The sequence below is a fragment of the Cellulomonas oligotrophica genome, from assembly GCF_013409875.1.
GTDB classification, from domain to species: Bacteria; Actinomycetota; Actinomycetes; order Actinomycetales; family Cellulomonadaceae; genus Cellulomonas; species Cellulomonas oligotrophica.
Window position 1 is genome coordinate 1,831,330 of sequence record NZ_JACCBK010000001.1, and the last position, 14,696, is coordinate 1,846,025.

General features: G+C 75.8%; 11 protein-coding genes. 6 read left to right on the top strand and 5 right to left on the bottom strand.

The genetic code is table 11. From position 1 onward, the window contains the following. Positions 1–133: 133 nt before the first annotated feature. The gene (locus tag BKA21_RS08085) at positions 134–1,711 is read right to left on the bottom strand and encodes an AAA family ATPase (protein WP_140457748.1); all 1,578 of its coding nucleotides are present in this window, start codon (positions 1,709–1,711) and stop codon (positions 134–136) included. A gap of 173 nt (positions 1,712–1,884) precedes the next feature. Then, positions 1,885–2,538, bottom strand: a complete 654-nt coding sequence (locus tag BKA21_RS08090) for a GTP pyrophosphokinase (protein ID WP_218887398.1) — start codon at positions 2,536–2,538, stop codon at positions 1,885–1,887. A gap of 343 nt (positions 2,539–2,881) precedes the next feature. Between BKA21_RS08090 and BKA21_RS08095 the strand changes: the two genes are divergently transcribed. Genes BKA21_RS08095 through BKA21_RS08105 form a run of 3 tightly spaced genes read left to right on the top strand, consistent with a single transcriptional unit; the run spans position 2,882 to position 6,823 of the window. Continuing rightward, positions 2,882–4,882: a serine hydrolase domain-containing protein gene (locus BKA21_RS08095; RefSeq protein WP_140457750.1), complete on the top strand. Its 2,001-nt coding sequence runs from the start codon at positions 2,882–2,884 to the stop codon at positions 4,880–4,882. A 25-nt stretch (positions 4,883–4,907) separates the two neighbouring features. After that, entirely contained in the window at positions 4,908–6,170 is a 1,263-nt protein-coding gene (locus BKA21_RS19950; protein WP_140457751.1) for a sensor histidine kinase, read from the top strand. Beyond that, positions 6,167–6,823: a response regulator gene (locus BKA21_RS08105; RefSeq protein ID WP_140457752.1), complete on the top strand. Its 657-nt coding sequence runs from the start codon at positions 6,167–6,169 to the stop codon at positions 6,821–6,823. Before BKA21_RS19950 ends, BKA21_RS08105 begins: the two co-directional genes overlap by 4 nt. Before the next feature lie 51 nt (positions 6,824–6,874). Here BKA21_RS08105 and BKA21_RS08110 read toward each other — a convergent pair whose 3' ends face one another. Continuing rightward, positions 6,875–7,396, bottom strand: coding sequence for a MarR family winged helix-turn-helix transcriptional regulator (locus BKA21_RS08110; RefSeq protein ID WP_140457753.1), 522 nt, complete (start codon positions 7,394–7,396; stop codon positions 6,875–6,877). 72 nt (positions 7,397–7,468) lie between these two features. On the opposite strand from BKA21_RS08110, the gene BKA21_RS08115 reads away from it, so the two are divergent. Continuing rightward, positions 7,469–9,733: an LLM class flavin-dependent oxidoreductase gene (locus tag BKA21_RS08115; RefSeq protein ID WP_140457754.1), complete on the top strand. Its 2,265-nt coding sequence runs from the start codon at positions 7,469–7,471 to the stop codon at positions 9,731–9,733. Between the two features lie 48 nt (positions 9,734–9,781). On the opposite strand, the gene BKA21_RS08120 is transcribed toward BKA21_RS08115, so the two are convergent. Next, positions 9,782–10,837 carry an aspartate-semialdehyde dehydrogenase gene (locus BKA21_RS08120; RefSeq protein ID WP_140458398.1) on the bottom strand — a complete coding sequence of 352 codons (1,056 nt, stop codon included), beginning with the start codon at positions 10,835–10,837 and terminating at the stop codon, positions 9,782–9,784. Between the two features lie 2 nt (positions 10,838–10,839). After that, positions 10,840–12,117, bottom strand: a complete 1,278-nt coding sequence (locus tag BKA21_RS08125; RefSeq protein WP_140458399.1) for an aspartate kinase — start codon at positions 12,115–12,117, stop codon at positions 10,840–10,842. 199 nt (positions 12,118–12,316) lie between these two features. Between BKA21_RS08125 and BKA21_RS08130 the strand changes: the two genes are divergently transcribed. Together BKA21_RS08130 and BKA21_RS08135 are read left to right on the top strand one after the other, a co-directional pair. Further along, positions 12,317–13,480, top strand: coding sequence for an ABC transporter ATP-binding protein (locus BKA21_RS08130; RefSeq protein ID WP_239072687.1), 1,164 nt, complete (start codon positions 12,317–12,319; stop codon positions 13,478–13,480). A gap of 5 nt (positions 13,481–13,485) precedes the next feature. Further along, the gene (locus tag BKA21_RS08135; protein WP_140457755.1) at positions 13,486–14,628 is read left to right on the top strand and encodes an ABC transporter permease; all 1,143 of its coding nucleotides are present in this window, start codon (positions 13,486–13,488) and stop codon (positions 14,626–14,628) included. Positions 14,629–14,696: the final 68 nt, after the last annotated feature.

A 14,696-nucleotide genomic window follows, 5' to 3' on the forward strand; every position in this document is an offset into this window, starting at 1 on the left:
GGTTCATTACATGACTAATGAACCACAGAACCTGGGGTGGCACAAGAGGGACCTCGCCGCACGCACGACGACGCCCGCCGGCACGGTCCCAGGGACCGCCCCGACGGGCGTCGTCGATCAGGAGAGGAGCGGGTCAGCGCTCCGACGAGAGCAGGTCGGACGTCGCCGGGCCCAGCGCGGAGAAGACCCCGCTGACGTGCGACGCCGCGAACAGGTACGACCGCCGGGTCGCCGCCCCGAGCTCGTCGTACACGATCGGGCCGCCGCCACCGATCCGCGCGTCCGTGGGGATCTGCACCACCGCGGCGGTCTGCTCCTCGAACCACGCCTTCCACGACCGCACCTGCGCCGGCGTCGTGCCCGCGCCCCACGGACCCGTGACCACCGTGACGGCCCGCTCGACGAGGTCGTCCCGGCCCATCTCGCGCAGCTGGTCGACCAGGCGCCCCGCCGTGACGACCTTGTCCTCCGCCCACGACACCGGGATCACCAGCGCGTCGGCCACCGCGAGCGCCGCCATGAACCCCTCCGCGCGCGGGTTGTTGCCGGTGTCGACCACCAGCACGTCGTAGTACCGCTGCAGCACGTCGTGCAGGCGCGCGAACCCGGCCGCGTCGATCTGCGACATGCGGCGGGGGTCCTCGTCCGACGGCAGCACGTGGAAGTTGCCCGACTCCTGCGCGCGCACGACGGCGCCGAGGTCGCCGCGGCGCGCACCGCGGCTCTCGAACTCGTCGAGCTTCTCCAGCAGGTCGACGACCGTGACCTCCGACGCCGCACCCTCCGTGCGCAGACCCAGGGTGCCGAGCGTCTCGTTGGCGTCCCACGCGAGCACGCCGCCGCCGCGCACGTGGCCGAAGGTCGCCGCCAGGCCGATCGCGGTGGGCGTCTTGCCCGAGCCGCCCTTGGGGTTGGCGACGACGACGGTGCGCGGACCCTGCCAGCGGGTGCGCACCGCGGTCGCGGCCTCGATGACCGCGCGCTCGCGCGGACCGGGCTCGAGGTCGATCACGCCGCGGGTCGCGCGGCGCAGGAACCCGCGCCAGCCCGTGGCCGCAGGGCGCCGCTGGGCCGGGTCGGGGACCACCACGAGGTCGGCCGACGGGCGCACCACGCGCACCGGCTCGGGCTCGATGACCACCGGCGGGACGACCTCCGGCTCCGCGGGCGCCGACGCCCCGGACGCCGAGGACCCGGGTTCCACCACCGGCTCGGGCGGCACCGACGACCCGGGGACGACGACCGGCTCGGGGTGGTCGGCGGCAGCCGTGCGGCCCAGCGCGTGCGGGCCGAGCTGCGGGCCGACGACGGGTGCGGGCTCAGGCACCGGGCCGAGCGGGATCGGGCTGACCACCATCGTCGCCGGGACGCCCGGCTCGACGACCTGGTCGAGCGACGGGCCGACGAACCGGCTCCGCGGCACGCGGGTGCCGCGCGGCGGGGTCACGACGGCGGGCTCGTCCGCGACGGGCGACGCGGAACGGGCACCGGCGGCGTCGTCGGGCTCGTCCTCGTCGAGCGGCGGGACCGCCTCGAGGACGACCGTCTCACCGGCGAGCGGCCGGGCCGGCCCGGCCGTCCGGGCCTCGGTGCCGTCGGCGCCCTCCGGGTCGGGGCCGCCCGCGAGGCCGAACACCAGGTCGGCGAGATCATCACCGTGCTCGAGCCCGTCCGTCCGACCGACCGTCGACCCACGCTGCTGACGTCCCACCGCTGCCACCTCTTCCGCGCCTCACCCGCTCGCCCGCGGGACGGCGCACGCCGACCTCACGAGGATGGGCACCGGACCGAGGCGCCCCCGGCAGGCTAGCCGAACACGGCAAAGCGGGAGCATCCGGACACAGGACCTCCACGTGTTGGTCCGGCGGCCCCCTCGTCCCCGGGTCAGCGCGGGTCGGTGCCGCGCAGCTCGTCGCGCAGCCGTCCCATGCGTGCGTCGAGCTCGGACGCGACCCGGGCCGCGTCGTCGAGCTCGGCCACCAGGTGCGCCGGGACCTCGCGGTCGTACTTGTAGTACAGCTGGTGCTCGACGCTGGCCCAGAAGTCCATCGCGATGGTGCGGACCTGCAGCTCGACGTGCACGTGCTCCGTGCGGTCCGACAGGAACACCGGGATCCGCACGATCATGTGCAGCGACCGGTACCCGTTGGGCTTGGGGTGCGCGATGTAGTCCTTGATCTCGACGACCTCGACGTCGGGCTGCCGCGCCAGCATGTCGACCACCCAGTACGCGTCGGAGACGAACGAGCAGGTGATCCGGATGCCGGCGACGTCCCGGATGCGCTCGCGGATCGCGGGCAGCGTCGGCTCGCAGCCGGTGCGGCGGACCTTGTCGAGCAGGGAGTCCATCGACTTCAGCCGCGAGCTCACGTGCTCGATGGGGCTGTGGTCGTGCGTGTGCACGAACTCCTCGCGCAGGATGTTGACCTTGGTCAGCACCTCGTCGATGCCGAACTGGTAGTGCAGCAGGAAGCGCGTCAGCTCCCGCTGCAGGGCGCGCAGGCGCTCGCCGAACGTCGCGGGGTCCTGCCCGAGCAGGTCCGGGGCGCGGCGCGCCACGATCTCCGCGAGCGCCCGCTCGCCACCCGCACCCTCGGGGTCGTGCGCAGCCCCGACGTCCACCGATCCGTCACCCACACGCTCCCCAACGCACCACCCGACCCACCCGTTCCTCCCCACCCACCCCCTCCCCCGACCCCGTCATCCATGACGGGGTGGGGGTGGGGTGGGTCGGTCCGGGGGTGGAGGGGGATCCCCCGGAGGTCGCAAGCGGGGTTGGGCGGTGCGGGCGAAGACGCGCGGGCAGGGCGCTGAGCAGCATGGACGCAGGTCACGAGCACCGCCCCGGGGACCGCCCGGGCCTCGTGGCGCAGGAGGTCCCATGCGCACGCACCGCGCCGCCCGCCGCACGTCCGCCGCCCTCGCGCTGCTCACCGGCCTCGTCACGCTCACCGCGTGCACGGCCGCACCCGAGGTGCCCGAGCCGCCACCGACGCACCCCGCGTCGACGGCCGGCCTCACGACCGCCGACGTCGACGCGTGGCTCGACGACACCCTGCCCGCCGCCCTCGAGGAGGGCCGGATCGCGGGTGCGACCGTCGCCGTGGTCGCCGACGGCGAGATCGTCACCGCCCGCGGGTTCGGGGTCGCCGACGTCGCCACGGGCGAGCCCGTCGACGCCGACGCCACCCTCGTCCGCCCCGGGTCGGTGTCCAAGCTGGTCACCGCCACCGCCGTCATGCAGCTCGTGGCGCAGGGCGACGTCGACCTCGACACCGACGTCGAGCGGTACACGGGCCTCGACCTCGGTCACGCGCAGCCCGTGACGCTGCGCCACCTGCTGACGCACACCGCCGGGTACGAGGAGCGCGTCGCCGGGCTGATCGGCGACGCGGGCACCGTCACCGACCTGCGCGCCTCGCTCGTCACCGACCCGCCCGCCCAGGTGTACGAGCCCGGCACCACGCCCGCGTACTCCAACTACGGCAACGCGCTCGCCGGGTACGTCGTCGAGGCCGTCAGCGGCCAGCCGTTCGAGGAGTACGTCGCCGAGCACGTGCTCGCCCCGGCGGGCATGACCTCGTCGTCGTTCGCGCAGCCGCTGCCCGACGCCCTGGCCGGGCGCGTCGCACAGGGGTACGCCGCCACCGCGGACGGGGAGCCGGCGGGCTTCGAGGTCGTGGGCCAGCCGCCCGCGGGCGCGCTCAGCGCACCGGCCACCGACATGGCCCGGTTCATGCTCGCCCACCTCGGCAGCCCCGTGACCGGGGAGCCCGTGCTGCCGGACGACGCCCGCGCGCTCATGCAGGAGCCGGCCCTCGACGCGGGCACGCTCGGCGCGCTGGCCGCGGGGCCGCGGATGGGCCTGGGCTGGTTCGACGAGTCCCGCCACGGCCACCGCGTGGTCGGGCACGGCGGGGACACCACCGCGTTCCACTCGCACCTGCAGCTGTGGCCCGACGACGACGCAGGCATCTTCCTCTCGCTGACCAGCACGGGCGCCGACGGTGCCGCCTACCTGCTGCGCGACGACCTGCTGGCCGCGTTCGCCGACCGCTACTTCCCCGCGGACGCGCCGGTCACGAGCACCGTCGACGACGCCACCCGTGCCGCGCACGCCCGCGCGCTGGCCGGGCCGTACGAGAGCACCCGCGGCTTCCGCTCGACGTTCCTCGCCGTGACCGGCGCCCTCCAGCCCGTGCGCGCGCAGGTCGTCGACGGCGACCGCGTGCTCTTCACCCCCGGCCCCGGCGCGCTCGGCGCCGGGCTCTACGAGGAGGTCGAGCCGTGGGTGTACCAGGAGGTCGGCGGTGACCGCGTGCTGGCCGTGCGCACCGACGACGCCGGGCAGGTCCGGCTCGTGGGGCACGACTCGGCGATGTCGCTGGTGCCGCTCACCCCGGCGCGGCAGGCCGTCGTCCCCGTGCTGGCCGCCGGCACCGTGGTGCTCGTGCTGGCGCTGGTCGCGTGGCCCGTGGGGGCCGTGGTCCGGCGGGTGCGGGGTCGCCGCACGGGTCAGGAGGCGGGCCCCGGGGCGCCCGCCGTCGTCCCGGCCGCCGGTACCCGCGGGCTGCGCACGGCACGCACGCTGACCCGGGCCGCCGCGCTCGCCGCGGTGCTCGCGCTCGTCGGCTGGGGTGTCGCGATCACGACGATCACGAGCCTCGCCGACCTGCCGACCGGCGTCCTCGTCGGCGCGCTGGCGCTGCAGTGGGTCGCGGCCGCGGGGGTGCTCGCGGCGGCGTGGCGGGTCGTCGCGGAGGTCCGCGGCCGCTTGGGGTGGGCCCGGGCCGCGGCGGCGACGCTGGTGCTCGTCGCGCTCGGGGGCGTGACCTGGGTCGCGGCGACCTCCCACCTGCTGACGCCTGACCTGACGTACTGACGTGACCGGCGCGAGGATGTCCCCCGTGGCAGCCCCCTCGTCCCCCGCCCCCGGCGTCCTCGCGTCGCCGGGGGCGTGGTGGGACGCGCGGCTGACGCGGGCGGGTCTGCGGAGCCCGGTCGCCCGGGACGCCCTGCTGGCCGTGACGCTGGCGGCGGTCATGCTCGTCGGGCTCGTCCTGACGGTGGCGCTGCTGCCCGGCGAGGACCTCGTCCGGCCCGCGGCCGCCCCCTGGGTCGTCGTGGTCGTGGTGCTCCAGAGCCTCGCGGTGGTGCTGCGCCGCGTGCAGGTGGTCGCGTGCGTCGCCGTGGTGGTCGTCTGCCAGGTCACCCTGGTGGCGCTCGCGCCGGACGCGTCGGTGCGGTCGCTCGCACCGTTCGTCGCCGGGGCGAGCGCCGCGACGGTCCTGCCGGCCCGGTCGGCGGCGCGGCTGGTCGGCGCCGCCGCTGCGGCGGAGGCGGCAGGCGCCCTGCTCCTGGCCGACGGTCTGCTCGCCGGTGGGCAGCACGCGCTGTCGGGGGTCGTGGTGTGGGGCGGGTCGTTGCTGGTGGGGCTGCACCTGGCGACGCGGCGCGCGCACCTGGCGCTCGTGCGCGAGCGGGCCGACGCCGCGGAGCGCGAGCGCGACGCCCGGGTGCACGCCGCGATCACCGCCGAGCGGGCCCACCTGGCCCGGGAGCTGCACGACGTCGCCGCGCACCACCTGTCGGGGATGGTCGTGCAGGCCGCAGCGGTCGAGCGGCTCGTCGGCCGCGACCCCGACGCGGCCCGCGCGGGCGCGGCGTGGCTGCGCGACCAGGGACGCGAGACGCTCGACAACCTGCGGCAGGTCGTCGGCCTGCTGCGCTCCGACGACCGCGACGGCCTCGGCCCCCTGCCGGGCGTCGACGCCCTGGAGCACCTGGTGCGCACCGCGCAGGCCCTGGGCGACGACGTGACGCTGGTCCGCGACGACGACGCCACCGGGCTGCCCCCGCTCGCCGACGTCTCGCTGTACCGGGTCGCGCAGCAGGCCCTGACCAACGCCCGCCAGCACGCACCCGGCGCCCCGGTGCGCGTCCGGGTCGCGCGCACGGCCGGGGCGGTCCTGCTCGACGTCGAGAACGGCCCCGCGTCCACGCCCGTGCGCGGGGACGACCGCGGCGGCACGGGTCTGCTCGCCATGCGGGAGCGGGCGGCGCTGGTGGGCGGCACGCTCGACGCGGGGCCCACGGCGGACGGCGGCTGGCGCGTGCACCTGCGCGTACCCGGCACGGACGGCCCCTCGGGGCCCGGAGGAGCGGCATGACCCGGGTGGTGCTGGTCGACGACCAGGCGGTGGTGCGCGCGGGGTTCCGCGTGCTGATCGAGGAGCACCCGGACCTCGAGGTCGTCGGCGAGGCGTCGAGCGGCCCGGACGCGGTGGCCGTGGTGCGCCGCACCCACCCGGACGTGGTGTGCATGGACGTGCGGATGCCCGGCGGCGACGGCCTGGCCGCGACCCGGCAGATCGTCGCCGACCGCGGCGAGGCCGACCTGCCGGCGGTCCTCGTGGTCACCACGTTCGACCTGGACGAGTACGTGTTCGGCGCCCTGGAGGCCGGGGCGAGCGGGTTCGTGCTCAAGGACTGCGACCCGGCCGAGCTCGCCGACGCGATCCGTGCCCTGGCCCGCGGCGAGGCGATGGTCGACCGGTCCGTGACCCGGCGGGTGGTCGCGGAGTTCGCCCGCCGCCGCCCCGCACCGGAGCCCGACGGCTCCGCGTCGGTGCTCACGCCGCGCGAGACCGACATCGTGCGCCTGCTGGCGCAGGGCATGTCCAACGCGGAGATCGCGGCGGCGCTGGTCGTCGAGCCGTCGACCGTGAAGTCGCACCTGGGCCGGGCGATGACCAAGCTCGGCACGCGCGACCGCCTGCAGACGGTCGTGTGGGCGTACCGCACGGGGCTCGCCCGGCCCTGACCGTGGTCCGCCGTCCGGTCCGGCCGCACGGCGGCGGGCCCGGGGTGGCCGTCAGACGGGCCCGGCGGCGACCCCGGGGCCCGGGTCGGGCTGCTCGCGGGAGGGGTCGACGACCGCGCAGACCTCGTCGCAGCCCTGCGGCGGTCGGGTGGTGCGGGCGAGCAGCCGACGCAGCACGCGCCGCTCGTCGGGGTCGAGGCCGGCGAGCACCTGCTCCTCCGCGGCGCGGATGCGCTGCTCCAGGTCGTCGAGGACCTCGCGTCCTGCCGCGGTCGCCACGACCCGTCGGGCGCGGCGGTCGGCGGGGTCGGGCTGCCGCTCGACGAGGTCGCAGCCGACGAGCCTGTCGACGAGGTACGTCATGACGGTGCGGTCGATGCCCAGCGACGCGGCGAGCGCCCCCTGCGTGGGCGGGGCGCCGTGGGCGACGGCGCGCAGCACGTGGTAGCCGCGCGGGCCCTGCGGGACGTCGGCCAGGGCGGACCCGACGGCGTCGCGCCACCGGGCGAGCAGGCTGCCCAGCTGCCAGCCGAGGTCGTCCTCGGCAGCGACGGACGTGTCGACGGCTCTCACCGGGCCAGCATACGCACACCGTCAGATCATCTGTTTGGCATACGATCTGAAGAGCAGACGACAGGAGATCCCATGACGGACTACGGTCACGACCTGACCTTCGGCACCTTCCTCACACCGCAGGCCGCCGAGCCCGACGCCCCCGTCGCGCTCGCCGTGCTCACCGAGCAGGCCGGGCTCGACCTCGCCACGTTCCAGGACCACCCCTACCAGCCGGCGTTCCTCGACACGTGGACCCTCCTGACCTGGGCCGCGGCGCGCACCGAGCGCATCCACCTCGCCGCGAACGTCCACAACCTGCCCCTGCGGCCGCCCGCGGTGCTGGCGAGGTCGGTCGCGAGCCTCGACCTCCTCTCCGGCGGACGGGCGGAGCTCGGCCTGGGTGCCGGCGCTTTCTGGGACGCGATCGAGGCGATGGGCGCGCCGCGCCTCACCCCGGGGGAGGGCGTCGACGCGCTGAGCGAGGCCGTCGACGTGATCCGCGGGCTCTGGGACACCTCCGACCGGCGCCCCCTGCGCGCCGGCGGCCGGCACCACCACGTCGCGGGCGCGAAGCGCGGGCCCGCCCCCGCGCACGACGTGGGCATCTGGATCGGGGCGTACAAGCCGCGCATGCTGCGCCTGGTCGGGGAGAAGGGCGACGGGTGGTTGCCCTCGGCGGCCTACCTGCAGCCCGGGGACCTGGCCCGCGGCAGCCGGACGATCGACGAGGCGGCGACGGCCGCCGGCCGGGACCCCCGCGAGGTCCGTCGCCTGCTCAACATCGCCGGCCGGTTCACTCCCGCCACGCAGGGCGACCTCGTCGGCCCGCCCGAGCAGTGGGTCGACGAGCTCGTGCGCCTGGCGCTCGAGGACGGCATCGGAACCTTCGTGCTCGGCACCGACGACCCCGCCACGATCCGGACGTTCGCCGAGCGCGTCGCCCCCGCGGTCCGCGACCAGGTGGGCGCGGCCCGCGCCGCGTCGGGGACCCCGACGGGCACGGTGCGTCCCGCCGTCGCGCTGGCCGCGCGGGTCGCCGGCATCGACTACGACGGCGTCCCGCCCGGGCTCGACGCCGTCGAGCCCGGCGACCGCCGGTACGCGGGCCTGCGCTCGACGTACATGCGCCACGGCGCACCCGGCCTGGTGCTGCGTCCCCGCGGCACCGCGCAGGTGGTCGAGGCGCTCGACCACGCACGTCATCAGCGCGGACCCCTGTCGGTCCGGTCCGGGGGCCACGGCATCTCCGGCCGGTCCACGAACGACGGCGGCGTCGTCCTCGACGTCGGCGCGCTCGACCAGGTGGAGGTCGTCGACGCGTCCGCACGCCGGGTGCGGCTCGGCGCCGGCGCGACGTGGGGAGCGGTCGCGGCCGCGCTCGCTCCGCACGGGTGGGCGGTCTCGTCGGGCGACTACGGCGGCGTCGGCGTCGGCGGCCTCGCGACGGCCGGCGGGATCGGCCTGCTCGGCCGCGCGCACGGGCTCACTCTCGACCACGTCGTCGCGGCGGAGGTCGTCACGGCCGACGGCACCGTGCACGTGGTCGACGCGGACCACGAGCCCGAGCTGTTCTGGGGCCTGCGCGGCGCGGGCGGCAACCTCGGCGTCGTGACCTGGGTCGAGGTGGTGGCCGCCGAGGTCGCCGACGTCGTCTTCGCGCAGATGGTCTTCGACGCGTCCGACCCGGCCGCCCTCGTCGCACGGTTCGCGCAGGTCGTGGAGGACGCGCCACGCGAGCTCACGAGCTTCCTGCACGTGTCTGCCGGCCGCGGCGGCCGCCGGCCCGTCGCGCAGGCCATGACGGTCTGGGCCGGTGACGACACCGTGCAGGCCGTCGCCGCCCTGGAGCCGATGCTGGGCGTGGGGCCGGTGGTCGAGCAGGAGGCCCAGGTCGTCCCGTACGCGGGGGTCGTCAGCCCGGTCGCCCGGCACCACGACGGCGGAGCACCGCCGGTCTCCCGGTCAGGACTGCTGCCGTCCTGCACCCCGGAGGCCGCCGAGGGCCTGGGCAGGGTCCTGGCGTCGGGCGACGCCATGCTCCTGCAGCTGCGCGCCACCGGCGGCGCCGTGAACGACGTGGCGCCCGACGCCACCGCCTACGCCCACCGGCACCAGCGCTGGGCCGTCGCGGCGTTCTCGGGCCGCTCCGACCGCGCCGCGCTCGACGCCACGTGGGACGCGCACGCGCACCCGCACATGGACGGGCTGTACCTGTCGTTCGAGACCGACCCGCGGCCCGAGCGCCTGCTGGAGGCGTTCCCCGAGCCGACGCTCGGCCGCCTCCGCGCTCTCAAGCGCACCTACGACCCCGACCACGTGTTCGACCAGAACTTCCCGATCGACCCCGCCGGATGAGCCCCGGCCTGTGAGCGGGTCCGGCGCACGGCGGTGCGCCGGACCCGCTCACAGGCCGAAGCGGCGGGTCGCCAGGGTCTCGGCGATCTGGACCGCGTTGAGCGCGGCACCCTTGCGCAGGTTGTCGTTGCTGATGAACAGCGCCAGGCCGCGCCCGTCGGGGGCACCCTCGTCCTGGCGGATGCGCCCCACGAACGACGGGTCCTGGCCGGCGGCGACCAGCGGCGTCGGCACGTCCGCGAGCTGCACGCCCGGCGCGGACGCCAGCAGCTCGGTGGCGCGCTCGACCGTGATCGCCCGCTCGAACTCGGCGTTGACCGACAGCGAGTGCCCGGTGAACACCGGCACGCGCACGCACGTGCCGGACACCAGCAGGTCCGGCACGTCGAGGATCTTGCGCGACTCGTGCCGCAGCTTCTGCTCCTCGTCGGTCTCGTGCAGGCCGTCCTCGACGATGGACCCGGCCAGCGGGATGACGTCGAACGCGATGGGCGCGACGTACTTCTCCGGCGCCGGGAACGCCACCGCGGCGCCGTCGTGCACGAGCCCGAGCGTGTCCTGCTCGACGGCCGCACGGACCTGGGAGTCCAGCTCGCGCGCACCGGCCAGCCCGGAGCCGGAGACGGCCTGGTAGGTGGAGACCACGAGGCGGCGCAGCCCGGCCTCGTCGTGCAGCACCTTGAGCACGGGCATCGCGGCCATGGTCGTGCAGTTGGGGTTCGCGACGATGCCGATCTCGATCTCGTCGAGCGCCTGCGGGTTGACCTCGGACACCACGAGCGGCACCCGGGGGTCGCGGCGCCACGCCGAGGAGTTGTCGACGACGACGGCACCGGCCGCCGCGAACCGCGGCGCGTGCTCCTTCGACGTCCCGCCGCCCGCGGAGAACAGCGCCACGTCGATGCCCGACAGGTCCGCCGTCGCGACGTCCTCGACGACCACGTCGGTGCCGCGCCACGGCAGGGTCGTGCCCGCCGACCGTGCCGACGCGAAGTACCGGATCGACGCGACCGGGAAGTCCCGCTCGTCGAGCAGCCGGCGCATGACCGCGCCGACCTGCCCGGTCGCCCCGACGACCGCGACCCGCAGCCCGTTGCCCGCCATCGTCATCGCCCCGTCCCGCCGTACACGACGGCCTCGTCCTGCTCGGCGTCCAGGTCGAACGCGGTGTGCACGGCGCGCACCGCGTCGTCGAGCGAGTCCGCGCGCGTGACGACCGAGATCCGGATCTCCGACGTGGAGATCATCTCGATGTTGATGCCGGCCTCGGACAGCGCGGAGAACAGCTTGGCGGACACGCCGGGGTGCGACTTCATGCCGGCGCCGACGAGCGAGAGCTTGCCGATCGTGTCGTCGTACTGCAGCGACGTGAAGCCGATGCCCGGCTGGTGCTCGGTGAGCGCCTGCGTGGCGGTCGCACCGTCGGCGGCGGGCAGCGTGAACGAGATGTCGGTCAGACCCGTCGCCGCGGCCGAGACGTTCTGCACGATCATGTCGAGGTTCACGCCCGCACCGGCGACGACCTCGAAGATGCGCGCGGCCTTGCCGGGCACGTCCGGCACCCCGACGACGGTGATCTTGGCCTCGCTGCGGTCGTGCGCGACGCCGGCGATGATCGGCTGCTCCATGGTGGTGTCCTTGGTCGGGTCGGGCTCGTCGGTCACGAGCGTGCCGGTGTGCGTCGAGAACGACGAGCGCACGTGCACCGGCACCTGGTAGCGGCGCGCGTACTCCACGCACCGCAGCATGAGCACCTTGGCGCCGCTCGCCGCCATCTCGAGCATCTCGTCGTAGCTGATGCGGTCCAGCTTGCGGGCGCTCGGCACGATCCGCGGGTCGGCGGTGAACACGCCGTCGACGTCGGTGTAGATCTCGCAGACGTCGGCCTTGAGGGACGCCGCGAGCGCGACCGCCGTGGTGTCGGAGCCCCCGCGGCCCAGCGTCGTCACGTCGTTGGTGGACGGGTTGACACCCTGGAAGCCCGCGACGATCGCGACCTCGCCGCGCGCGACCGTGTCACGGATGCGGCTGGGCGAGACGTCGATGATCCGGGCCTTGCCGTACACCTCGTCGGTGATGACGCCCGCCTGCTGGCCCGTGAACGACTTGGCCTCGACGCCGAGGCTGTGGATCGCCATCGCGAGCAGCGACATGGAGATCCGCTCGCCGGCGGTCAGCAGGATGTCCATCTCGCGCTGCGGGGGCAGCGGCGTGACCTGCCGGGCGAGGTCGATGAGCTCGTCGGTGGTGTCACCCATGGCCGACACGACGACGACGACGTCGTGGCCGGCCTTCGTCGTCGCCACGACCCGCTGGGCGACGCGCTTGATGCTGGCGGCGTCGGCGACGGACGAGCCGCCGAACTTCTGCACGATGAGGGCCACCGGACGGCTCCCGAGGTCGCGGGTCATGGACCTGGCGAGTCTAGGACGAGCCCAGGATGCGGACCGTCACGGTTTCGCATGACGGACGTCGGGAGACCGCGGGCGGCACGGGGCCCCGCCGGACGGAGGACGCGGCGGGTGCGCACGTCAGACCCCGGGGGGACGCGGCGCCGCACGACGCGCGCCTAGCGTGATCGCCATGTCCGGCGACGACGCACCCGCGAGCACCCCTCCCCCCGACGACGCGTCGGGCGGCACGACCGACCCGAGCACGACCGACCCGACCGCACCGGCCCCGTCCGCACCGGCACAGTCCGCACCGGCCCCGACCGCTGCACCGGCTGCCCCGGCCGCCGCGACGACCGCCGTGCTCGAGCCGACGCCCACCTCCCCGGGCGCGGTGCCCGGCATCGAGGCCCGCGGCGTGCGGCGCGCGTTCGGCTCCGTGCAGGCCCTCGACGGGGTCGACCTCGTCGCCCGCGCCGGTGCCGTGACCGCGCTCGTCGGCCCCAACGGCTCCGGCAAGACGACCCTGCTGCTCGTGCTCGCCGGCCTGCTCGTCCCGGACTCCGGGCACGTGCGCATGGCGGGCGCCGACCCGGTGACCGACGGCGCCTCGGCCCGCGCCCGCACCGGGTGGATGCCCGACGCGTTCGGCACCTGGGACTCCCTGACGGCCCGCGAGGTCCTCACGACCTTCGCCGACGCGTACCGGGTCCCCCGCGCGCAGGTCCGCGGCCGCGTCGACGAGCTGCTCGCGACCGTGCACCTGACCGAGTACGCCGACCGGCCCGCGGCCGTGCTGTCCCGCGGGCAGAAGCAGCGGCTGGGCCTGGCCCGGGCGCTCGTGCACGACCCGCAGGTGCTGCTGCTCGACGAGCCCGCCAGCGGCCTGGACCCGCGCTCCCGGGTCGACCTGCGCGTGCTGCTGCGCCGCCTCGCCGACGAGGGCCGCACCGTGCTGGTGTCGTCGCACGTGCTGTCCGAGCTGGAGGAGATGGCCGACGACGCGGTGTTCATCTCGCGCGGGCGCACCGTCGCCGGGCACGAGGCCGTCGACGCCGCCACCGCGCGGCGCACCTGGCACGTGCGGGCCCTGTCCCGCACGGCGCTGACCGCCTGGCTCGACACGATCGGCGCCGCGTGGCGCCCGGACGACACGCTCGGCCACCCCGGCACGGGGGCGCTCGCCGAGGGCGCGCCCGATGCGCCCGGCGGCGTGCTCATCGAGGTCGAGGGCGACGCCGGTGCGGCACGCCTGCTGGCCGACGCGGTCGCCGCCGGCGTGCCCGTGACCGCGCTCAGCCCCGCGGGCGGCGCGCTGGAGCAGGCCTACCTGGCCCTCGACGAGGAACGGCGGTGACGGGCATGACGCAGGACGCTCCCCCGGTCGCACCCGCGCAGCACGACGGTGCGGGCGTGCGGACCTGGTCCCTGACCTGGCACGGCGTGCGGACCGTCGTCGCGCTCGAGCTGCGCCAGCGGGTGCGCTCGTCGCGGTGGAAGACCGCGCTGGTCGTGTGGGTCGTCGTGGTCGGTGCGATCACGCTGCTCTCGTCGGGCGCCCTGTCGTGGATGCTCGGGGGCACGGGCGACGAGCAGTCGCGCGGCCCGCTGCTGTTCATGATCGTCACGTTCCTCGTGCTCGGCCTCGGCCTGCTGGTCACGCCGACGCTGACCTCGACGGCCGTCAACGGCGACCGCGCAGCGGGCACCCTCGCGACGCTGCAGGTCACGCTGCTCTCGCCCGCGGAGATCGCGCTCGGCAAGCTGCTGGCCGCGTGGTTCTCCGCGCTGGCGTTCCTCGCGGTGAGCCTGCCGTTCCTCGTCCTAGCCGTCGCGATGGGCGACGTCGCGGTGCTCGCGCTGCCGCGCGTGGTGCTGCTCATCGCCCTGCTGCTGGCGTCGGTCTGCGGGATCGGCCTCGGCTGGTCGACGATCGCGGCCCGGCCCGCCGGGTCGACGGTCCTGACGTTCCTCACGGTCGCGGGACTGACGATCTTCACGCCGGTGTTCTTCGCGATCACCTACCCCGCGATCACCACCACCGAGGAGGTCACGGTCTTCGGCGTGACCGACGAGGCGTGGGAGGACTTCGACGACGCGACCGGCTACCCGCGCTGCACGTACTACCAGGACGTCCGCGACGTCGCCCACACCGAGCGCACCTCGTGGCTGCTCACGGTGAACCCGTTCGTCGTCGTCGCCGACGGCGCCGGGACCGGCCCCGCCAACGACCCGCGCAGCTCGGTGTACCGCGTCGACCCGACGGCCGAGCTGAGCCGCGGCGTGCGCGACCTGGCCGCCCCGCCGACCGCGATCGACGAGTGCTGGAGCTGGGGCGAGGGCGAGCCCGCGCCCACGGACGGGCCCGAGATCACCGTCGGCGGACCCGTGTGGCCGTGGGGCCTGGCCGTGAACCTGCTGCTCGGCGGCCTCGGCTTCGCGGTCGCGGTCCGCCGCCTGCGCATCCCGCAGCGCACCCTCGCCCGCGGCACCCGGGTCGCCTGACCCCACGAGCACCGGTCGCGCGCCCGCTGGAGGGGTGGGCGCGCGACCGGGAACCCTCACGCCCTCCC

Excerpts from the sequence above, each read along its gene's own strand:
- BKA21_RS08095 (WP_140457750.1), top strand. The coding sequence starts at position 2,882 with ATGCGCACGCACCGCGCCGCCCGCCGCACGTCCGCCGCCCTCGCGCTG.
- BKA21_RS08105 (WP_140457752.1), top strand. The coding sequence starts at position 6,167 with ATGACCCGGGTGGTGCTGGTCGACGACCAGGCGGTGGTGCGCGCGGGG.
- BKA21_RS08115 (WP_140457754.1), top strand. The coding sequence starts at position 7,469 with ATGACGGACTACGGTCACGACCTGACCTTCGGCACCTTCCTCACACCG.
- BKA21_RS08120 (WP_140458398.1), bottom strand. The coding sequence starts at position 10,837 with ATGGCGGGCAACGGGCTGCGGGTCGCGGTCGTCGGGGCGACCGGGCAG.
- BKA21_RS08130 (WP_239072687.1), top strand. The coding sequence starts at position 12,317 with ATGTCCGGCGACGACGCACCCGCGAGCACCCCTCCCCCCGACGACGCG.
- BKA21_RS08135 (WP_140457755.1), top strand. The coding sequence starts at position 13,486 with ATGACGCAGGACGCTCCCCCGGTCGCACCCGCGCAGCACGACGGTGCG.